The 19,262-nt window shown below is 41.9% G+C and carries 19 protein-coding genes and 1 rRNA gene; 7 read left to right on the top strand and 13 right to left on the bottom strand.

The window, feature by feature from the left end; translation table 11 throughout:
- Nucleotides 1-126: 126 nt before the first annotated feature.
- A 5S ribosomal RNA gene (gene rrf / locus VRK28_RS07105) occupies nucleotides 127-241 on the top strand.
- 630 nt (nucleotides 242-871) lie between these two features.
- On the opposite strand, the gene VRK28_RS07100 is transcribed toward rrf, so the two are convergent.
- Genes VRK28_RS07100 through gpmM form a run of 4 tightly spaced genes read right to left on the bottom strand, consistent with a single transcriptional unit; the run spans nucleotide 872 to nucleotide 5,657 of the window.
- On the bottom strand, nucleotides 872-1,630 hold the full coding sequence (locus tag VRK28_RS07100) for a divergent polysaccharide deacetylase family protein (RefSeq protein ID WP_332393632.1): 759 nt from the start codon (nucleotides 1,628-1,630) through the stop codon (nucleotides 872-874).
- A 35-nt stretch (nucleotides 1,631-1,665) separates the two neighbouring features.
- Nucleotides 1,666-2,934, bottom strand: coding sequence for a S41 family peptidase (locus VRK28_RS07095; protein WP_332393631.1), 1,269 nt, complete (start codon nucleotides 2,932-2,934; stop codon nucleotides 1,666-1,668).
- A gap of 35 nt (nucleotides 2,935-2,969) precedes the next feature.
- Nucleotides 2,970-4,109 (bottom strand): murein hydrolase activator EnvC family protein, encoded by a 1,140-nt coding sequence (locus VRK28_RS07090; RefSeq protein ID WP_332393630.1) that lies wholly within the window; start codon nucleotides 4,107-4,109, stop codon nucleotides 2,970-2,972.
- Between the two features lie 3 nt (nucleotides 4,110-4,112).
- Nucleotides 4,113-5,657: a 2,3-bisphosphoglycerate-independent phosphoglycerate mutase gene (gene gpmM, locus VRK28_RS07085; RefSeq protein ID WP_054562803.1), complete on the bottom strand. Its 1,545-nt coding sequence runs from the start codon at nucleotides 5,655-5,657 to the stop codon at nucleotides 4,113-4,115.
- A gap of 192 nt (nucleotides 5,658-5,849) precedes the next feature.
- On the opposite strand from gpmM, the gene VRK28_RS07080 reads away from it, so the two are divergent.
- From VRK28_RS07080 to gpsA, 4 genes are read left to right on the top strand one after another with little or no spacing between them, the layout of a single operon-like run.
- Complete coding sequence (locus VRK28_RS07080; protein ID WP_054562817.1) at nucleotides 5,850-6,281, top strand: rhodanese-like domain-containing protein; 432 nt, start codon at nucleotides 5,850-5,852, stop codon at nucleotides 6,279-6,281.
- Nucleotides 6,282-6,311: 30 nt separating this feature from the next.
- The gene (gene grxC, locus VRK28_RS07075) at nucleotides 6,312-6,569 is read left to right on the top strand and encodes a glutaredoxin 3 (protein ID WP_054550973.1); all 258 of its coding nucleotides are present in this window, start codon (nucleotides 6,312-6,314) and stop codon (nucleotides 6,567-6,569) included.
- Nucleotides 6,570-6,610: 41 nt separating this feature from the next.
- The gene (gene secB, locus VRK28_RS07070) at nucleotides 6,611-7,096 is read left to right on the top strand and encodes a protein-export chaperone SecB (protein ID WP_054550974.1); all 486 of its coding nucleotides are present in this window, start codon (nucleotides 6,611-6,613) and stop codon (nucleotides 7,094-7,096) included.
- Nucleotides 7,097-7,099: 3 nt separating this feature from the next.
- Nucleotides 7,100-8,107 carry an NAD(P)H-dependent glycerol-3-phosphate dehydrogenase gene (gene gpsA / locus VRK28_RS07065; RefSeq protein ID WP_055022087.1) on the top strand — a complete coding sequence of 336 codons (1,008 nt, stop codon included), beginning with the start codon at nucleotides 7,100-7,102 and terminating at the stop codon, nucleotides 8,105-8,107.
- 74 nt (nucleotides 8,108-8,181) lie between these two features.
- Here gpsA and VRK28_RS07060 read toward each other — a convergent pair whose 3' ends face one another.
- Together VRK28_RS07060 and trmL are read right to left on the bottom strand one after the other, a co-directional pair.
- Nucleotides 8,182-10,065, bottom strand: coding sequence for a putative bifunctional diguanylate cyclase/phosphodiesterase (locus VRK28_RS07060; protein WP_165385092.1), 1,884 nt, complete (start codon nucleotides 10,063-10,065; stop codon nucleotides 8,182-8,184).
- Between the two features lie 103 nt (nucleotides 10,066-10,168).
- A complete protein-coding gene (gene trmL, locus VRK28_RS07055; RefSeq protein ID WP_058586636.1) occupies nucleotides 10,169-10,633 on the bottom strand; it encodes a tRNA (uridine(34)/cytosine(34)/5-carboxymethylaminomethyluridine(34)-2'-O)-methyltransferase TrmL in 465 nt (154 codons plus the stop codon).
- Nucleotides 10,634-10,734: 101 nt separating this feature from the next.
- On the opposite strand from trmL, the gene VRK28_RS07050 reads away from it, so the two are divergent.
- Entirely contained in the window at nucleotides 10,735-11,643 is a 909-nt protein-coding gene (locus tag VRK28_RS07050; RefSeq protein WP_082401648.1) for a cation diffusion facilitator family transporter, read from the top strand.
- Here VRK28_RS07050 and VRK28_RS07045 read toward each other — a convergent pair.
- Genes VRK28_RS07045 through VRK28_RS07035 form a run of 3 tightly spaced genes read right to left on the bottom strand, consistent with a single transcriptional unit; the run spans nucleotide 11,622 to nucleotide 14,637 of the window.
- Nucleotides 11,622-12,560 carry an alpha/beta fold hydrolase gene (locus VRK28_RS07045; protein WP_130166790.1) on the bottom strand — a complete coding sequence of 313 codons (939 nt, stop codon included), beginning with the start codon at nucleotides 12,558-12,560 and terminating at the stop codon, nucleotides 11,622-11,624. The two genes, VRK28_RS07050 and VRK28_RS07045, sit on opposite strands and share 22 nt — an antisense overlap.
- Complete coding sequence (locus VRK28_RS07040) at nucleotides 12,561-13,946, bottom strand: ATP-binding protein (RefSeq protein ID WP_250659892.1); 1,386 nt, start codon at nucleotides 13,944-13,946, stop codon at nucleotides 12,561-12,563.
- A gap of 1 nt (nucleotide 13,947) precedes the next feature.
- A complete protein-coding gene (locus VRK28_RS07035; protein WP_130166792.1) occupies nucleotides 13,948-14,637 on the bottom strand; it encodes a response regulator in 690 nt (229 codons plus the stop codon).
- 171 nt (nucleotides 14,638-14,808) lie between these two features.
- Between VRK28_RS07035 and VRK28_RS07030 the strand changes: the two genes are divergently transcribed.
- Nucleotides 14,809-15,336 (top strand): Spy/CpxP family protein refolding chaperone, encoded by a 528-nt coding sequence (locus VRK28_RS07030; RefSeq protein WP_332393629.1) that lies wholly within the window; start codon nucleotides 14,809-14,811, stop codon nucleotides 15,334-15,336.
- A 57-nt stretch (nucleotides 15,337-15,393) separates the two neighbouring features.
- On the opposite strand, the gene yacG is transcribed toward VRK28_RS07030, so the two are convergent.
- The 4 genes from yacG to VRK28_RS07010 all read right to left on the bottom strand — a co-directional run bounded on the left by yacG (nucleotide 15,394) and on the right by VRK28_RS07010 (nucleotide 19,069).
- Nucleotides 15,394-15,627, bottom strand: a complete 234-nt coding sequence (yacG, locus tag VRK28_RS07025; protein ID WP_054562797.1) for a DNA gyrase inhibitor YacG — start codon at nucleotides 15,625-15,627, stop codon at nucleotides 15,394-15,396.
- 73 nt (nucleotides 15,628-15,700) lie between these two features.
- A complete protein-coding gene (gene pilB, locus VRK28_RS07020; protein ID WP_055022084.1) occupies nucleotides 15,701-17,377 on the bottom strand; it encodes a type IV-A pilus assembly ATPase PilB in 1,677 nt (558 codons plus the stop codon).
- 193 nt (nucleotides 17,378-17,570) lie between these two features.
- Nucleotides 17,571-18,170 (bottom strand): dephospho-CoA kinase, encoded by a 600-nt coding sequence (gene coaE, locus VRK28_RS07015; RefSeq protein WP_332393628.1) that lies wholly within the window; start codon nucleotides 18,168-18,170, stop codon nucleotides 17,571-17,573.
- A gap of 2 nt (nucleotides 18,171-18,172) precedes the next feature.
- Nucleotides 18,173-19,069 carry a prepilin peptidase gene (locus VRK28_RS07010; protein ID WP_332393627.1) on the bottom strand — a complete coding sequence of 299 codons (897 nt, stop codon included), beginning with the start codon at nucleotides 19,067-19,069 and terminating at the stop codon, nucleotides 18,173-18,175.
- Nucleotides 19,070-19,262 lie beyond the last annotated feature (193 nt).

The raw sequence follows: 19,262 nt of genomic DNA, 5'->3' as shown, positions 1-19,262 counted from the left end.
TACAACGCCAAACGCGTTTTATGACAGCGTAACAGACAGAAGTTAAGAAACTAAAGTAGACATTTACTTGATATCAGATTTCCAGATTTATTAATTTGCTCAGATGAGCGAATTAAACCAAATTTGCTTGGTGACAATAGCGTTTTGGACCCACCTGACCCCATGCCGAACTCAGTAGTGAAACGAAACAGCGCCGATGATAGTGTAGCAGCTGCTATGTGAAAGTAGGTCATCGCCAGGCTCCAAATAAGAGAAAGCCCGATTCGAAAGAGTCGGGCTTTTTTGCGTTTTAGCTGTCAGCTTTCAGCCAGGTAGGTTGGGTAGAGCGGAGCGAAACCCAACATGAGTTAGCGAGTTGCAAGTTAGCAAGGGTAAAGTTGAACTGTGTGGTTGTTTAGTACAGAGTCACCCTCAGCTCACCCTGTTCATTCTCCAGGTAGGTTGGGTAGAGCGCAGCGAAACCAAACACGAGTTAGCGAGTTACAAGTTAGCAAGGGTAAAGTTGAATTGTGTGGTTGTCCTGTAAAGAGTCACCCTTAGCAAAACAACCTCCGTAGGAGGCACTTCAGTGCCGAATTCAGACCAGAACAAACACATTCATGGCTAAAGCCATTCCTACAAGTACACTTTGCCTAGAGCCTAGAGCCTAGAGCCTAGAGCCTAGAGCCTAGAGCCTAGAGCCTAGAGCCCCCGGCAGAGGAAGACGCAGCACCAAACACCCACTCCGAGCGGCTGATAGCTGACGGCTGAAAGCTGATAGCTCTGTGTTTGGTTTCGCTGTGCTCTACCCAATCTACGCCAGACCTTCAAACTTTACTCTTTCAACTTTCCCCTCGCTAACTTTACTCTCGCTAACTTACTTTTATAACACTCATTCCCCTTGCCTTTGCTCTGCTTTGGCAAGCTGAATGTATTTTGTTTCGACTAGTTGTGAGAGGGGAACAAGTTCGAAGCCTTGTTGTTGTAGTTTTGGGAGGGCTTGTTGTAGAAAAGCAACGGTTTCTGGATAGGGGTGGGCTATGGCGATTGCGTAGTTGAAGTGTTCAGCTTTGCTTTTTAGTTCTTCAAGTTGATGTTGTAGCTGACTTTGGGTGACATTGTTATCAAGAAATACATGACGAGATACGTTTGCAACACCATATAGATTAGCAACGTTTTGTGCTTCACTTTGACTCGTTGTACGGCTATCTAAGAAGTACAAACCGCGTTTCTTTAATATTTCCATCGTCCATTTCATTGGCTCTGTAAGTTGTGTTAACTCAGAACCCATGTGGTTATTGACCCCTTTTACTTGTGGTAGAGAGGCTAACGCATGACCAAGGGTTGTTTGTAACTCTGACTTACTCATAGTATCGGTGAGTGCACCCGGACCAAGTGCTTTAGTTTTATCAAGCGCTTGCATTGGTACATGTAAAAGTAATTCTTTATGAGTTCTACTGGCGCGTTCAGCAAATATTTGTGAATAGGGTGTATGGGGCAAGATTGAGAAGGTCACTTGCCCTGGTAAGTTTAATATTTCAAGATCTCGCTGATGATTGCCTATATCATCAATTACTATGGCTATTTGCTTTGCTTGGCAGAATAGCGGTAGGCAACATACGGCGAGTAATAAGCCTGTTTTTAGATTCACTTTTTGTAATTATTATATCCGTTGTGAGCATTTACTTACTGCATAATAAAGATCTGCTTTGCTGTAAGTTGCTTTTTGTCTTGTCCATCTAGAAGTGAGCTAAAAAGCGCCAATTCTTGGATGTTTTTTATTATAACGCCTTGGTCAATTTCTGAAAGCATTGTTTGATTAATACTCACATCTGGGGTGATCCCCTTTCCATCGATAGATTGACCCGCGGGTGTGTAATAACGTGCTGTAGTCAGTTTTAATGCGGTATTACCGTTACCCAGAGGTATCAATGATTGCACTGAGCCTTTACCAAAAGAAGTTTCGCCAATTAGCACCGCTCGTTGATTATCTCTTAATGCTGCTGCAAGTATTTCAGCGGCAGAGGCTGAGTTTTCGTTAATCAATACAGCAATAGGAGCGCCACTGAGTATGTCGCCTTTATGGGCTTTATACTTCTGATTAGCTTCATTAAAGCGGCCTTTGGTTGACACTATGGTGCCGTTATCTAAGAACAGATCTGCAACTTCAATGGCCCCTTGTAATGTACCGCCTGGGTTATCGCGTAAATCAATAATTAAACCTGAAAGAGGGAAGCTATTGGTGACCTGCATTTTTGCAAGCTCCCGAGCAACATCGTGTAATGTGTGGTTATTGAATGAGTTGATACTGATAAGCGCAACGCCTGTATCTGCTAAATGGCCATGAACGCTTTGTAAGTTGATTTGTTGGCGCTTAATCGAGAAATTTAGCTCAGTATCTTTCTCTCTTTTAACAGCAACATCGACAGCACTTTGACCGCTTTGGCGAATTAATTTAGCAACTTCTTCGATGCTTTTGTCTAAAATAGGTTGTTGATTAATCGCTATAACTTCATCATTTACCTGAAGACCCGCAAGCGCCGCAGGTGAGTTATTAATAGTGTTAACAATATAAACCCGACCATCTTCAACTTTTACTTCTATACCGAGTCCTGTGTATCTACCATTAGTGCTACTGAAGATAGCATCGAGCTCAGTTTCGTCGAGATATTTTGAGTATGGATCAAGGCGTTCGAATAACGCTTCGACTTGTAAGTTATCAGGCTGGGTTACAAATGAGTTTTGTAGTTTCAGATCATCAACATAATATGTATGGATATTAAATAGGATTTCGTTTAGTTGCTGATGCTGTAGAGACTGCAACGAGGGTTTTGCAACAGCCTGAAACGATTGCAGTATCAGGCATAGCAAGCTGACAAGTAATAAAAAAGACAGCTGAGTAAAAAACTTAGCTGGGGAAAAATGAGCTTTGTAAGAGTAAGTTGTGTTTAGCATCAGCTGCTCCTCATAGAGTGCAGCTATTTAATCAATTAAATGCGTCTGCACCATTTTACAGGATTTACTGCGCGTCCTTTGTGGCGTATTTCAAAGTATAGACCAGGATCCGGTTGTCCGCCGCTTTGACCGACTAATGCAATTGTTTCGCCTTCTCTAACAAGGTCGCCAACATCGCGAAGTAGAGTTTGAGCGTGACCATATAAGCTCATAAAGCCATCGCCATGATCAATAGCGATAACCCAGCCAAAGCCATTTAGCCAGTCTGCGTAAACAACTTGGCCGTTCTGTACGCTTTTAACATTACTGCCTTCTTTAGCGCTGATAAGTACGCCTTTCCAATCTATGTTGCCGTGCTTGCGTTGCCCAAAGCGGTGGCGTAATGCCCCTTTAGTTGGCCAGTCGAGTTTGCCCTTACTACTTTGTAAGCCTAGTAATTCAACCTTTTCACTTCGCTCTTGTTCAAGCTCTTCAATGGCGGTGATCAGGGTTTGCTCATTTTCTTTTAAGTAATCAATAGAGCTTTTAGTTTCTTTCAACGCTGACTGGAGTTTATTTAGGTTAGTTTTACGCTCTTGTTGTGCATTGACCAGAGCTTGCTGGCGTCTTTTTTGCTCATCATATAAGGCAACTAGACGTTGTTTGGTTTTTTCAAGCTCAGCCTGGTTGTCTGCAATTTCTTGCTGTAGTGCTTTGAGCTCTTCAATTTGCTCAATACGCGCTTTGTTTAAATAATTATAATAACTTAGCGTGCGCTCAATTTTGGCTGTGTCTTGTTGGTTAAGCAACATTTTTGAGTAGTCATGGCTACCCGCCATGTAGGCGCTTTTTAGTTGTGCAGCTAATAAGGTTTGGCGCTGTGCTTGCTGGGCTTTAAGTTGCTCGGCTTTAGCTTGTTGTTCTCGCTGTTGTTGCTCATTTTCTTTAACAGATTGGGCGGCAAGGTTTAATGCTTTGGCATTTTGAGCTATGTCGAGTTCATGGGCGCGCAGATCTTTACGCATTTGGGCAATGGACTTGCGTTGACCTTTAAGCTCAGCCTCTGTTTTTTGTAAAGCTGATTGAATGTCTGATAAGTCTTTTTTGGTTTGATTTTCATTAGCAACAACCGAAGTTGTTACTAATGAAGTCAGTATTAAACCAGTTTTAAGGAAGTGGTTAATACATTTACTCATAGCTTATTTCAGCGTCATGATTGGTTTACCAGTCATTTCACTTGGCTGCTCTAAGCCGAGTAGGTGAAGCATAGTTGGAGCCACGTCACTCAATGTTTTACCATCATGTGGTGTTGCATCACGGCCAACATAGATAAATGGCACTGGCTCACTAGTGTGTGCGGTATGTGCTTGGCCCGTTGCTGGGTTAGCCATTTGTTCAGCATTACCATGATCGGCTGTAATAAGCGCTTCACCACCATGTTCTTCAAGTGCTGCAACTACACGACCAATACAATGATCAACTGCTTCACATGCTTTCACTGCTGCTTCGAATACGCCAGAGTGACCTACCATGTCTCCGTTAGGGTAGTTACAGATGATGGCATCGTATTTACCGCTAGCGATTGCTTCAACAAGTTTATCGGTTAGCATTTCAGAGTTCATTTCTGGTTGCAGATCGTATGTTGCTACTTGTGGTGATGGAATTAGTTCGCGAGTCTCACCAACAAATTCATCTTCACGGCCACCGCTGAAGAAAAAGGTCACGTGTGCGTATTTTTCTGTTTCAGAAATACGTAGCTGTGTTTTACCTTGCTTCTCTAACCATTCGCCTAATACATTTGTTAAAGGCTCTGGGGCAAACGCAATCGGCGCTTTAATGTCTGCTGCGTACTCTGTCATCATCACAAAAGCGCTTAACTGTGGTGATTTTTTCTTATCAAAACCACTGAAGTCAGCATCAACAAAGGCACGAGTCATTTCACGTGCTCGGTCTGCTCTGAAGTTAGCAAAGATAACTGTGTCGCCGTCATTGATCTCAGCAGCTGCTTGGCCTTCTGGCACAACAGTTGTTGCAGCTACGAACTCGTCGTTCTCGTCACGTGCATAAGCCGCTTCTAGTGCGGTTACACCGTCAGTGTAGCTGTATTCAGCAATACCACTAACCATAACATCATATGCAAGCTCGACACGATTCCAACGGTTATCGCGGTCCATTGCATAGTAACGACCAACAAGCGTTGCTAAGCGGCCACAGCCAAGTTCTGCAAATAAGGCTTCGATGCGCTCAATTGATGCTTTTGCGCTACGTGGTGGTGTGTCACGGCCGTCTAAGAAACCGTGGAAGTAGACTTCTTTTGCACCGCGCTTAGCTGCAAGTTCAATCGTTGCCACAATGTGGTCTTCGTGACTATGAACACCACCTGGGCTTAAAAGACCCATAATATGCACGGCTTTGCCTGCATTTACAGCTTTGTCGATATTATCAACAAGTGCTGGGTTGCTATCGAACTCACCATCATCAATGGCTTTAGTGATGCGAGTAAAATCTTGGTAAACGATACGGCCAGCACCTAAATTTACATGGCCTACTTCAGAGTTACCCATTTGTCCTGCAGGTAAACCAACATCAAGTCCCGAACCTGAAATTAATGTATGTGGGCGGGTTGCCCAAAGGTTGTCGAGTACTGGGGTATTAGCAGCAAGTATGGCGTTACTTTCTGTGTCTTCACGGTATCCCCAACCGTCTAAGATCATTAATACCAATGGTTTTTTATGCTCTGTCATTATAGCTCCTGAAGATTGGCACTTATATATCACTAGCATACCGTGTTTTATGGTTTTGATCAGCTATCAATATGTCATATTAAAATATTTCACGCCCTAGCATTTTCAATTGAAGCACGTATACTTGCGTGGCAAATTTTAATTAACCCATGGCTATGCGCTGTGGTACCTAAATTTCTTAGTGGAAAACGCATGGATCAATATATTGAATTTATCTCGAATCATCCGGTTTTGAGCATTATCTGGTTAGCATTAGTCGCTATGCTGATCAGCAGTTGGTTTAAAAGTAAATTTTCGGCTATCCGTCAAATCAACCCACAGCAACTTACCTTGCTAATTAACCGTGATGATGGTCAAGTGATTGATATACGTGCACAAAAAGAGTTTAACTCTGGCCGTATTGCAGGCGCAACTCACTTAAATCCGGAAAAAGCAAAGCAATCTGATTTTTCAAGCCTTGAAAAGTTTAAGACTAAACCCATTATACTAGTATGTACCACGGGCATGACTGCCTCAGGTATCGCAACTGCAATGCATAAAGCAGGTTTTGAGCGTGTTTATGTATTAGCGGGCGGTATGGGCGCTTGGCAATCAGCTAGCTTACCAACAACGACCGGTCGTTAATAAGGCTCACTGCCCGATAGAGGAATTATTATGAGTAATGTTGTTCTTTACACAAAAGCATACTGTCCATTCTGCCAACGTGCTTTGGCGTTATTAGACAGTAAAGGTGTAGACTACACGAATATCGATATTGGTGTTCACCCTGAGCGTCGTGATGAAATGATCGACAAAGCAAATGGTGGTTACACAGTTCCGCAAATTTTCATTAATGATGAACATATCGGCGGTTGTGACGACATGATGGCAATTGAAGCGCAAGGCCTTTTAGACGCAAAGCTTAACGCTTAATAAATTTTAAATATAAAAACGAATACAAGTTAGGAATTACAATGAACGAAGAAAATCAAAACGCAGCAGCAGAACAAGCCGGCGCTCAATTCTCAATCCAACGCATCTACACTAAAGATGTTTCTTTTGAGACGCCTAACTCACCTGCTATTTTCCAAAAAGAGTGGACTCCTGAAGTAAAGCTTGACTTAGATACTCGTTCTAACAAATTAGAAGAAGGCGTGTTTGAAGTTGTTCTTGCTTTAACAGTAACGGCTTCAATCGGTGAAGAAACAGCATTCCTATGTGAAATCCAACAAGCGGGTATTTTCACAATTGGTGAAGTTGAAGAAGTTCAACTTGCACACATGTTAGGTGCTTTCTGCCCGAACGTACTTTTCCCTTACGCACGTGAAGCAGTATCAAACCTAGTTAACCGTGGTACTTTCCCACAATTAAACTTAGCGCCAGTTAACTTTGACGCACTATTTGCTCAATACATGCAACAACGTGCAGCTCAAGATCAACAGGCAACTGCAGACGCATAAGCTATGAGTACAGCACAATCAGCTGTTACAGTATTAGGGGCGGGGTCTTATGGCACCGCCCTTGCTATTTGCTTTGCCAGAAATGGCCACCCAGTGACCTTGTGGGGCCGCAATAGCGATGACGTTGCTACGCTTGCAGCTGAGCGAAAGAATCAACGTTATGTTCCGGATGTTAGCTTTCCTGAAACCCTCCAACTAGAAGCAGATTTAGAAACGGCAGTTAAAGCAAGCAAGATCATTTTGGTTGTTGTTCCGAGTCATGCTTTTGCTGGCACGCTGCAAAAAATCAAACCTTGGTTGTCAGAAGGTGCTGAAGTTGCATGGGCTACCAAAGGTTTAGAGCCAAATACAGGGCGTTTATTACAAGAGGTAGCGGTGCAAGAGCTAGGAGATGATGTTCCTCTGGCTGTGCTTTCAGGGCCTACTTTTGCCAAAGAAATGGCAATGGGCTTACCAACCGCTATTTCGGTATCGTCGACCTCTAAAGACTTCGCTAAGCAATTAGCTGACCTTTTACACTGTGGTCGCTCATTTAGGGTGTATAACAATGATGACTTCATTGGTATACAGCTTGGTGGCGCAGTTAAAAATGTCATTGCGATTGGCGCTGGTATGTCTGATGGTTTTGGCTTTGGTGCCAACGCACGTACTGCCTTAATCACTCGCGGTTTAGCTGAGCTTTGCCGTTTAGGGTGTGCATTAGGTGCCCGTTCAGATACCTTTATGGGTATGGCTGGCCTAGGTGACTTGATCTTAACCTGTACAGATAACCAATCTCGTAACCGTCGCTTTGGTCTTGCTCTTGGCAAGGGTGAAGGCGTAGAAGCTGCAATTGAATCTATTGGTCAGGTTGTTGAAGGCTATAGAAATACCAAAGAAGTGTATTTACTTGCTGAGCGTACCGGTATTGAAATGCCAATAACGGAGCAAATTTACCAAGTACTTTATGAAAATAAAGATGTAAAAGAAGCTGCGATGGCACTACTTGGCCGTGAGCAAAAATCTGAATAATTTAGATTGTGCACTGTTAAATAAAAAACGCGATTTATTAATCGCGTTTTTTATTTGATGTACCGTTGCAACCACTAGCTAGATTGCTGCTTTTCTAGCGTGTCATTAATAAATTCGCTGACTTGATTGGCTTTTAATGGCTTGCAGTAATAGTAACCTTGTTGAAAATGACAGCCCATAATATGCAGCATGTAGGCTTGCTCTTCAGTTTCTACTCCTTCAGCAACCACATTAATATCCAAATATTTAGCTAGTCGCACTATGGTGGCGGTGATGTTGCGATCTTGGTCGTTTTTATCGATATCTTTTACGAATGACTTGTCGATTTTGAGCGTATCGATTGGAAAACGCTTTAAGTAACTGAGTGATGAATGACCGGTGCCAAAGTCATCCAGCGCGATGTGCACACCAATCGATTTAATGCGTTTCATTTGCTGCTCTGCAAACTCAGGGTTATCCATCATGGCGCTTTCTGTGATCTCGAGTTCTAAGCAATGTGCCGGTACGTCAAATTTAGCTAAGTTGTCGATGAGTGTTTCAATAAGACTACTTTGCTGAAAGTGTAAGGCTGAAATATTAATAGCGACATTACCAAACGAAATGTTTTGTTTTCGCCACTGGGCTAGTTGATTAAGCAGCTGCTCCATCAGTAATTGGGTGAGCGGAATAATGGCACCATTTTGTTCGGCAAGCGGAATGAACTCATCGGGGTTAATAACACTGCCATCTTCTTGAGGCCAGCGAACTAATGCTTCAAAGCCGTATAACTGATTATGCTGGGCATCAAACTTAGGCTGAAAATAAAGCTCAAACTCATTGTTGGTAATGGCTTTAAATAAAGCGCTCTCTTTGGTTAACTCGGTTGGGTCGAGAGTATGGCGCTCTTTATCAAAAAATTGATACGTATTACGGCCCATTTTTTTTGCATGATTCAAAGCACTATTTGCGCTGCGCATTAAGTATTCACAGTTGTAGGCGTTGTCTGGGTAGATAGCAAGACCACAGCAGGCAGATAGTGAAGTCTCAAAGCCATCTAACATAAATGGGGTTTTAAACTGCTGAAGGACGATGTCTGCGGTTTTTTTTGCAAAGAATACGGTTTGACCTGAATAAAGATAGGGCGGTACCAGTACCGCAAATTCATCTGCACCGAGTCTTGCAATGGTAAAGCCTGAATTTAGAGAGTCAGTTAAACGACAGGCTACCTCTTTTAGTAGTACATCGCCAATTGTGTGACCGAGCGAATCGTTAATTTTTTTAAAGTTGTCTATATCAATAAAGATGATCAACAGGCTAGGGTAAGTGTCGTTACAAGCATTGATTGCTTTTTCAAGGGACTCTATAAAAATGGCGCGGTTTGATAAACCCGTGACACTGTCTTTGGTCGTGAGCTTGAGCATAGTTCGCTCGTTATTCTTACGAGCAGTTACATCAGAAAACATACCAACGTAACGTACAGAGCTTTTTGCAAAGCGTGGTGTGGTCACTTTTGTTATACATAAATCAATGGCGTAGGGTTGCCCATCTTTGCGTAAATTCCAAATTTCGCCAGACCAATAACCATCATTACTCAGCTCTTGTTGGATAATTTCTTCGAGTTGTGTATCACGACCGGCTTGCGTTAATGCTTTGAATTTTTTACCAAGTACATCGGCTTTTTTATAACCCGATATTTCACTAAATGCGTTATTAATTTCTATGATCCGGAACTGTTCATCGGTGACCCAAATACCATCTTTAGACTGGGAAAGTAGAGCATCCATCAGCGTCATCTTTTGGTTTCTTTGATAATAGATAACCGCACCAATGAGGATGACAATCGCTAGAAAGATTAGTAGTAATAGGGGAGTCGTATTGGGGACTTGTGAGTTAGAGGGATTAGACACAGCAGCAGAAGCAGCACTAGAAAAGTGCTGCATCAGCAAAATGATACTGCATACTCGGGCAAAAAAGCGCATTAAATCCATCTTTAGGAACAAACTCACCTATTTAGGTTAGTCCATAAAAAATGGTCGTGCTAAACAATTAGTGAATATTTATTACAAGCGCTTTTTCAATGAGTTATTGACCGTTCACGAAACCCAGCTGACGCCAAGATTCATAAACAAATACAGCAACTGAGTTAGATAAGTTCATACTACGGCTGTCTTTTTGCATTGGAATACGTACACGTTGCTCTTTCGGCAACGACTGAATTAGATCATCAGGTAAGCCACGTGTTTCAGGGCCAAACACTAAACAATCGCCAGGCTGATATTGTGCTTGATGATGAAATTGGCTGCCCTTAGTGGTGCAAGCATAGACTTTTTTCGGCTGGCATTTTTCTAGATATGCTTCAAACGAGGCATGGCGCTGTACATGGCTAAACTCATGATAATCAAGACCTGCACGTTTTACGCGTTTATCATCCCACTCAAAACCAAGGGGTTCAATTAGGTGTAACGCATAACCTGTGTTTGCGCATAAGCGAATGATATTACCCGTGTTTGGTGGAATTTCTGGTTGGTACAACACAATATCAAGCATGTGAATCTCATTTATAAGGATTTGATCTGCTGCTGAGTATACACGAACTAGAATTAAAAGATGATATACTCAACACAGTTACTCACTAAAGGTAAGTTGTTGTGCAGCATCGTAGTTATGAGTTTTGGGTTAAAACAGCCAGTATAGTCACCATTGTTATGGTGAGTTTAATGATCGCAGCAAAAAGCTGGGCTTGGCTTGCATCTGGCTCGGCGTCAATGCTGGGTTCATTGACCGATTCGTTAATGGATATCACAGCCTCACTGATGAGTTTTTTAGTGCTAGGTTATGCACTACGCCCTGCTGATGACGACCATCGCTTTGGTCACGGAAAAGCCGAAGCATTAGCCGGGCTTGCACAGGCCGCTTTTATAGCTGGCTCAGGTTGCTTTTTAGCGTTTCATGGCATTGAGCGCTTATTTAATCCGGTAACCTTAAAGCATTCAGACCTTGGTATTTGGGTTAGTATTTTCGCTATTGTTTGTACGCTCGTGGTGGTGTTTGTACAAACTAAGGTGATTAATCACACCGAATCAATCGCCATTAAAGCAGACTCAATTCACTATAAAGGCGATTTAATCTTAAACTTGGCGGTATTACTGGCAATTGTGTTAGCTAAGTACGGCGTCGCTTATGCCGATCCATTGTTTGCTATTGGGGTGGCTGTTTATTTACTTTATAACAGCTGGGATATTGCTCGCGAAAGTGCTGATCACTTAATGGATAAAGAGCTCCCAGATGAAGAAAAACAACAAATACTGGCCATTGTGAATAGTCATCAAGACGTATTTGGTGCCCATGATATTCGTACTCGCCAAGGTGGTAAAATTAAGTTTATTCAGATGCATTTAGAGCTGGAAGACTCATTATCATTGATAAGAGCGCATCAAGTTGCTGATGAAGTAGAAGCGTTAATTCAAACGCATTTTGATTGTGAAATGGATATTTTGATGCACCTAGACCCACTTTCTGTGGTTAACAAAACACGTCAAAGCTCAGCACAAAATTGATAAAAATCGCTGAGCACTGCTTGTCTGATCTCGTCGCGTTCACATAATAACTCGTGGCGAGCGCTCGCATAGCTTTTTAGTTGTGCTTTTTGCCTATGGCTAAGTGCAAATTGCGCAGCGTTATCGACCACGGTATCTTGCTCGGCGCTGGCGATAAATAAAGGAATATCGACTTTTTTATCGACTAAAGAAGCAATAAAATCAAATGATGCATTAAGCCAACCATAGGTTACGCCACCTAGCTGTAAATCATCTTCTGCTGCATACAGCTCTCTGAACAGCTTATATCGAATTTCACTACTGGTTAGCTCATTAGCTGCAAAGTCGACTGGTAAATAATCGCGTTGGCCAAATGCGTAACTGCGGCCAAGACCAAGTAAGGATGCAATTTTAGCAGCCAGTTTTGCTACAGGCTTTGGCGTGCCTTTGGTATAGATATCAAACATCGGCGCTGATAAAAAAGCACCCGCAAATTGATGCTGATAGCGCGATAGGTAATCATAGGCAATGGCACTGCCCATAGAGTGGCCAAGCAAAACCTGCTTTCCTTGCCAGTGTTGATGCACCACTTTTTCTATAAATACAGCAAAGTCATCTGCGTAGTCAGTAAAGCGGTTTACAAAACCCTTATGAGTGTTTTTTAAATGACGATAAGAGCGACCTTGCCCCTGGTGATCAACACTAAAAACTGCAAAGCCATTTTGATATAGCTCCCAAAGCAACTCTTTATACTTAATTAAAGACTCTATTCGGCCAGTACTGATAACAATGGCCGTTTTTGCTTGTTGAGGTATTGCATAGCCATAATAAAGCTTGCCATGAGCGGTGCTCAGAAAGTCTTGCTGTAATTGCTCAGAAAAAAACTGATTAATATTAGGTAGGTTATTAACAAGACTTGCTTCGCTACTATAAAACATTTACTCACTCTTATAAGGTAGGCGGATGTTTACGCACAGTCCGCCATGTTCTTGGTTTTCAAGTGTTAGTGTACCATCATGTGCTGAGATAGCATTCTTTGCAATAGCAAGACCTAAGCCCGTGCCGCCAGTGCTTCTATCACGAGCATGCTCTTGGCGAAAGAAGGGTTCACACAGCCTTGCTAGGTTTGCTTCATCAACCCCTTTACCGTCATCACAAATAGTGATGTAGATAGCATCTGATTCAACTAAGCCTATTGAGATTGAATGTTCTGCGTATTTAATGGCATTGCGAAGTACATTCTCAAGCGCGCTGGCTATTAAGGTTTCATCGCATTTTAAATCGGCTGTTAGTGTACCATTTACAATAAGCTCTTTATTACTTTGCTTGGCCTCAAATTGAGCATCGTTGAGTACGTGATCTACAATCACTTGTAAGGACTGTGTACTCAACGCCAGAGTCTGGCTTTTGGCTTCTAAGCGTGAAACTTGAAGGACATCGGCAATCATTTTATCGAGCTGATTGGCCTCTTTTTCAATGCGCTCTAAATAAGCGTGTTGAGCATCATCGGCTTGCATTTGTGCAAGGCCTGTAGCCATTTTTAAGCGCGTTAATGGAGAACGTAGTTCATGAGAAATATCTGCTAGCAGTCGTTTTTGAGCGCTAATAAGCTGCTCAAGTTGTACTGCCATGGTATTAAAGTCACGACCAAGTACACCTAACTCATCTTGACGAGTAGGAGATACATCGGCACGGGCAGTTAAATCGCCATGAGCAAGCTTTTTTGCGGTTTCTTTCAAACTATTAATAGGTGCAATTAAGTTACGGCTAAAGAAGAAACTCAGCATCAATGAGGCGATTAAAGCAATAAGTAGCTTGAGCCAAACTGGCATTAGCCATAGGCTGACAAAAAACGGTTTCTTGCGTTTTTCATCGATTTCATAAAGATAAAACTTACCTTCGGGTACATTCAAAGCTACCGGTCCATAAGCTTGGTATTCATCGGTAAAAATAATTTGCGGACGCATATATTTGGTAAAGTTCAGCAAGCTTAAATCAATGTCTTTGGATACAGGTTCGCTAAGCATTTCAACACCATGAACCTCACCATTTAAGTACAGTAATTTATGCTTTGATAAGCGCGGATGAGATAAAACCTCTTGAGTTGATTTTCCGTGTTTAGCAACAATGCGTTCAATACTTTTAGCAGTGTACTCAAGGTTTTTCAGCATGGGTCCACGCAGGTCGTCATTGCCGACATTGCTCGTTAACTGGCTTAAAAACACCAGTATTGTGATAGTCGCTATGACAGTAACCCAAAACCAAGCAAATATTTTTAAAAACAAATAATGGCGGGGATGCTTTAGCCAGCTTGGAGTTTGCATATTATTCGCCTTGTATTAATACATAACCACTGCCACGCATGGTTTTGATCCGTTCATTACTAACATGCTCTGCAATTTTTTTACGGATGTTGCTGACATGCATATCGATTGAGCGGTCAAAAGGAGCAAGGCGTCTACCTAATACTTGCTCACTGATTTGCTCTTTGCTGATCACCTCACCTGCATGTTGAACTAGCATGGCAAGAATTTCATACTCAGTGCCGGTTAGGCTAAGTACATTGTCATTAACAGAAGCCTCACGAGTTGCGAAATTTACATTGATGCTGTTGACACTCAATGAGCTTGTCTGTTGGTTCGATAAGCTGTTGATATGCTCGATGCGACGGGTAATTGCTTTAACGCGAGCTAGTAGCTCTCTGTGATTAAATGGCTTAGGAATATAATCATCTGCGCCTAGTTCTAAACCAAAGATACGATCAAAATCTTCGCCTTTCGCGGTTAACATAATCACCGGTGTGAGCTTATGTTGCCTTAATTGCTTTAGCACATCAAAGCCATCCATAGAGGGTAGCATCACATCAAGCAATATTAGCTCATAGTTATGCTTAATAGCTTGCTTTAGGCCTTCAGCGCCATCATGAACACACTCTACTGTAAAACCTTGTGCTGATAAGTACTCGCTGAGTAATTCGCACAATCCTGTATCGTCGTCGATCATTAATAGTTTCATTCTGACACCTAGCTATTTATTTCTTTAAGGTTATTTTACTCAGTAAATTGTGTAAAAGTGAATCTTTACACAACCTTTACACTGGTTTGCGTTCCTTTGCATTGCATTAGTTATAGTTAACCCATCAGTCGGAAACGACAAAAGAGCACAACCCAACAAAAGGTAATGATTATGACTATTTCAAATAAGCTTTCTAAATTCGTACTTGTTTGTGGTTTAGCAGCAGCCAGTGTAGGTGCTACTTCAGCAATGGCGAAAGGAGACTTTAACCGTGGTATGAACCCACAGGCTCGTTTTTTACTTTCTGAGCGTGGTATTGATAAATTACAACTTACCGAAGAGCAGCAAACACAACTTAAAGCGATTTTTGCACAGCAGAAAACACAATTTGAAGCACTGCGTGGCGATAAAGATGCAATGAAAGCCGCTCGTGCTGCACACAAAGAGAAAATGGATGCGTTATTAGCAACAAAAGCATTTGACGAAAATGCCGCATTAGAGCTGATTAAAGCGCGCCAAGAAAAAGGTCTGCAGTTTGCAATGCTAAAAATGAAATCTGACCATGCGATTTGGCAGGTTTTAAATGCTGAACAGCGCGAAAGCTATCAAGAGATTAAAAAGCACCTGCGTAAAAAAGGTCACAAAAAGGGCCACCATGGTCCACGCGGCGAGCGCAAAGGTGAGCGTTCTGAAGGTTAAAAGTGATAGGTTATATTAAAAAATGCGGCAATTGCCGCATTTTTTGTATTTGACGCTTTATTCTTTAAAGAATGAATCATCGTTTTTAGCCAGCATTGCTTCGATGTCTTCAATCATATCTTGGCTCAAATCATTAGCATTGCTAATTGGGCTAGAAATTTTATTGTTTTCAAACGACCACTCGCCTAAATCAATTAGCTGGCAGCGTTTTGAGCAAAATGGACGATGCGGGCTTTGCTCTGACCATTCAACTTTGGCTTTGCATGTTGGGCAGTTTACAACTGTTGGCATGGAATAACTCTCAAATAAGCACTTTTGTCAGATCTTACTGAACAGTTAGCTGATAATCCAGTAACGAATTTGTTTAGAAACTCGTTACTCGGTTTATTTCTGCTAGAGAGGTAACACCGTCGGCGGCTTTTTTCAGGCCAGATAAACGCAGATCATTAAAGCCTGAGCGCAGAGATACTTCAGCGATTTCGAGTGAGTTACCACCACGCATAATAATTTGCGCTATTTCAGGGGTAATTTGCATTACCTCGTAAATACCAACTCGACCTTTATAGCCTTCAGTACAGCTATCGCAGCCTTTTGGTGCAAATAACTGAACTTCATTGAGCTTGTCTTTATCAAAACCTTGGCGAATCAATTCTTCATCAGGTAGTTTTTCTGGTGTTTTACACTTAGGACAAAGTCGTCTTGCTAGACGCTGCGCAATAATAAGGCTGATAGAGCTTGCTACATTATAAGCAGGAACACCCATATTTAAAAGACGAGTAAGAGTTTCTGGTGCAGAGTTTGTATGCAGAGTTGATAATACCAAGTGACCCGTTTGCGCCGCTTTAATTGCTATTTCAGCGGTTTCAAGGTCACGGATCTCACCAACCATTACTACGTCAGGATCTTGTCGTAAGAAAGCCTTTAATGCATTGGCAAAGGTCATATCTGCCTTTGGATTAATTTGAACTTGGTTAATCCCTTCAAGGTTGATCTCTACTGGATCCTCGGCAGTACTGATATTACGTTCTGGCTGGTTAAGAATATTCAAACCTGTATAAAGTGATACCGTTTTACCAGAGCCTGTTGGACCGGTTACTAGGATCATGCCTTGTGGTTGCTCTAGTGCGTCCATGTAGAGTTTTTTCTGCTCAGGTTCATAACCAAGCACATCGATACCTAGCATAGCACTTGATGAGTCGAGAATACGCATTACGATTTTCTCGCCCCAAAGAGTAGGCAATGTACTGACACGGAAGTCGATACTTTTACGTTCAGTGATTTTAAGCTTAATACGGCCGTCTTGAGGTTTACGTTTTTCTGCTATGTCTAGTCGTGACATAACCTTGATACGCGCGGATAAACGGCTCGCTAAGCTATTTGGCGGACTTGCCATTTCATGCAAAATACCATCGATACGAAAACGCACACGGTAGCGGTGTTCATAAGGTTCAAAGTGTAGATCCGAGGCCCCTTTTTTAATCGCATCCATCAATATTTTATTGATGTAAACGATAATAGGGGCATCGTCTTTATCTTCATCTTTGCTAGCTAAGTCGCGAGGGGCTTCTGTTTCAAGCTCACCAAGTTCTTTAAACTCATCCTCACTTAAATGTAAGCCACCTGCGGCATCAAGTAATTGCTCAATTTTATTTTCAAGTTGCGTGTAATCAACAACGACCACTTCGCATGAAAGGCCAGTACTAAATTCAAAGTTTTCAAAGGCACCGTAGTCGGTTGGATCTGAGGCTGCAATGTAGAGCTTACGGCCCTTTTTAACTAGAGGTAAAATGTGGTGCTCACGAATTAGCTTATCTTTAACTAGTTCTTCGCTAATGTTCGCAACGTCAAAGTCTTTGATGTCAAAATAAGGCACACGAAAAAGGTCTGTACATTGCTCAGCAAGCTCATGTCCAGCCATTCCACATGTTTTAGAAATAAGCTCTGCAGTAGAGTTATATTCGCGCTGCTTTGATTTTACGGTCTCTGCATCAATGCGACCGAGTGTAATAAATTTTCGAAGTAGCGGTGAGTTTATATTCATTGCGCACCTAGATTGATCCTTTATTGCCACAATCTAACAGAAAAAGTAAGGCTATTACATCAGTCTTGTCTGATTTTAGAAAAATTGCAAAAAAAATTAACCTAAAACTCAGTTGTTTAGAGTATGGGTTGGTACTTTTGTATTGGTTTTAGAGTCTTCTATTGAATGAGAATCTATAAATAAAATCAATAGCCTAGTGAGAGTGTATTAGATACTTTTCATGCAGTTTTTGTACATCCGTTTTTACTTCTTCAAGAGGGCGGTTATTATCTAAAATATCTCCCGCTTTTTGTTGTTTATCAGCTCTGCTCATTTGAGAAGCGATAATTTGCTTAGCTAACTCTACAGAGACATTATCTCGGGCTGTAGTTCTTGTTATTTGTACATCAACCGGAACATCAATTAGCAAGGTATGGTTGCAGTATTTTTCTAAGCCATTTTCAAAAAGTAAGGGAGCAACTAAGATGACATAATTGCTGGTGGCTTGCTTTAATTGGCTCAGCATTGATTCTCGAATAAGTGGATGCAATAAGTTATTTAGCCATTGTTTTTGTGATTCATCGGCAAAGATAATTGCTCTTAGTTTTGAGCGATCAAGCGTGCGGTTACTCGTGAGTATCTCATCACCAAAATGTGCTGTAATTTTTGTAAGGCCAACAGAGCCAGGCTCGACGACCTCTCTGGCAACTATATCGGCATCAACTACCTGAATACCAAGCTCTTCAAACATGGCGCTTACTGCACTTTTGCCTGAGCCAATACCGCCAGTTAGCCCTAAAACCCAGTTTGCCATAATTAGTAACCTAAATAGTTAAAGTAATAACTTTTAATTTGCTCACCCCAAAGTAAGGTGACCCATCCTGCGATGGCAAGATAAGGCCCAAATGGGATTGGCGTAGTTTTGTCTTTACCTTGAACAATGATTTGCGCAATGCCGATGATGGCACCGACGACACTTGATAGCAGCACGATAGTTAAAATATCTTGCCAGCCAAGTAGCGCACCAAACACGGCTAATAGTTTAAAGTCGCCATAACCCATGCCTTCTTTACCAGTAGCAAGCTTGAATAACCAGTAGACACTCCATAAGCTCAGGTAGCCAACTGCTGCGCCGATAATGGCATCGCTCGGTGCAATGGTAATATCCATAGTGGCAGCAATCAGCGCTAACCAAACGAGTGGCAGGGTGAGCTGGTCGGGCAGTAACATATGATCTATATCGATAAAAGTTAATGCAACTAAAAACCAAGTAATCAATATATAAAGAAGAGCAAGCGTTGTTGGGCCAAAAACAGCGGCGATAACTAAACTTAAAACCGCTGTAAGCATTTCTACAATAGGGTAGCGCACAGAAATCGGTGTTTGACAATTTGCACAGCGACCTTTTAGCAATAGCCAACTTAAGACAGGGATATTTTGCCAAGCTTTGATCGGCGCTTGGCATTTAGGGCAGGTCGAATTAGGTTTTACTAAATTAAAGGGAGCTTGTTCTGTTTGCTGTTTTGAATTGAGCTCATCGGCCAATACAATACGGCACTCAGTTTGCCATTCTCTTTTCATTATCAGTGGCAAACGATAAATCACCACATTCAAAAAGCTACCAATACACAGGCTTACTAAGCCCACCGTCAAAAAATAAAACCACTGCTGACTTTGCATCGCAGTGGTTATATCAAGAAAAAAGTTTTCCATTAAAATACCTAACTTCTGGCCATTTGAAGGCCGATATTATTTCGCTGTGTTGAAGCGTTTTTATTATTTATTTTATGTAGCAAGCAATCAACTAGCGTTTAGAATTTTGCTTACAGCTTACAGCTTACAGCTTACAGCTTACAGCTTACAGCTTACAGCTTACAGCTTACAGCTTACAGCTTACAGCTTACAC

The organism is Pseudoalteromonas sp. P80D2 (assembly GCF_036680945.1).
GTDB lineage: Bacteria > Pseudomonadota > Gammaproteobacteria > Enterobacterales > Alteromonadaceae > Pseudoalteromonas > Pseudoalteromonas shioyasakiensis.
Note: the sequence above shows the minus strand (reverse complement) of the source record. Positions and strands in the feature narration are given on the sequence as shown.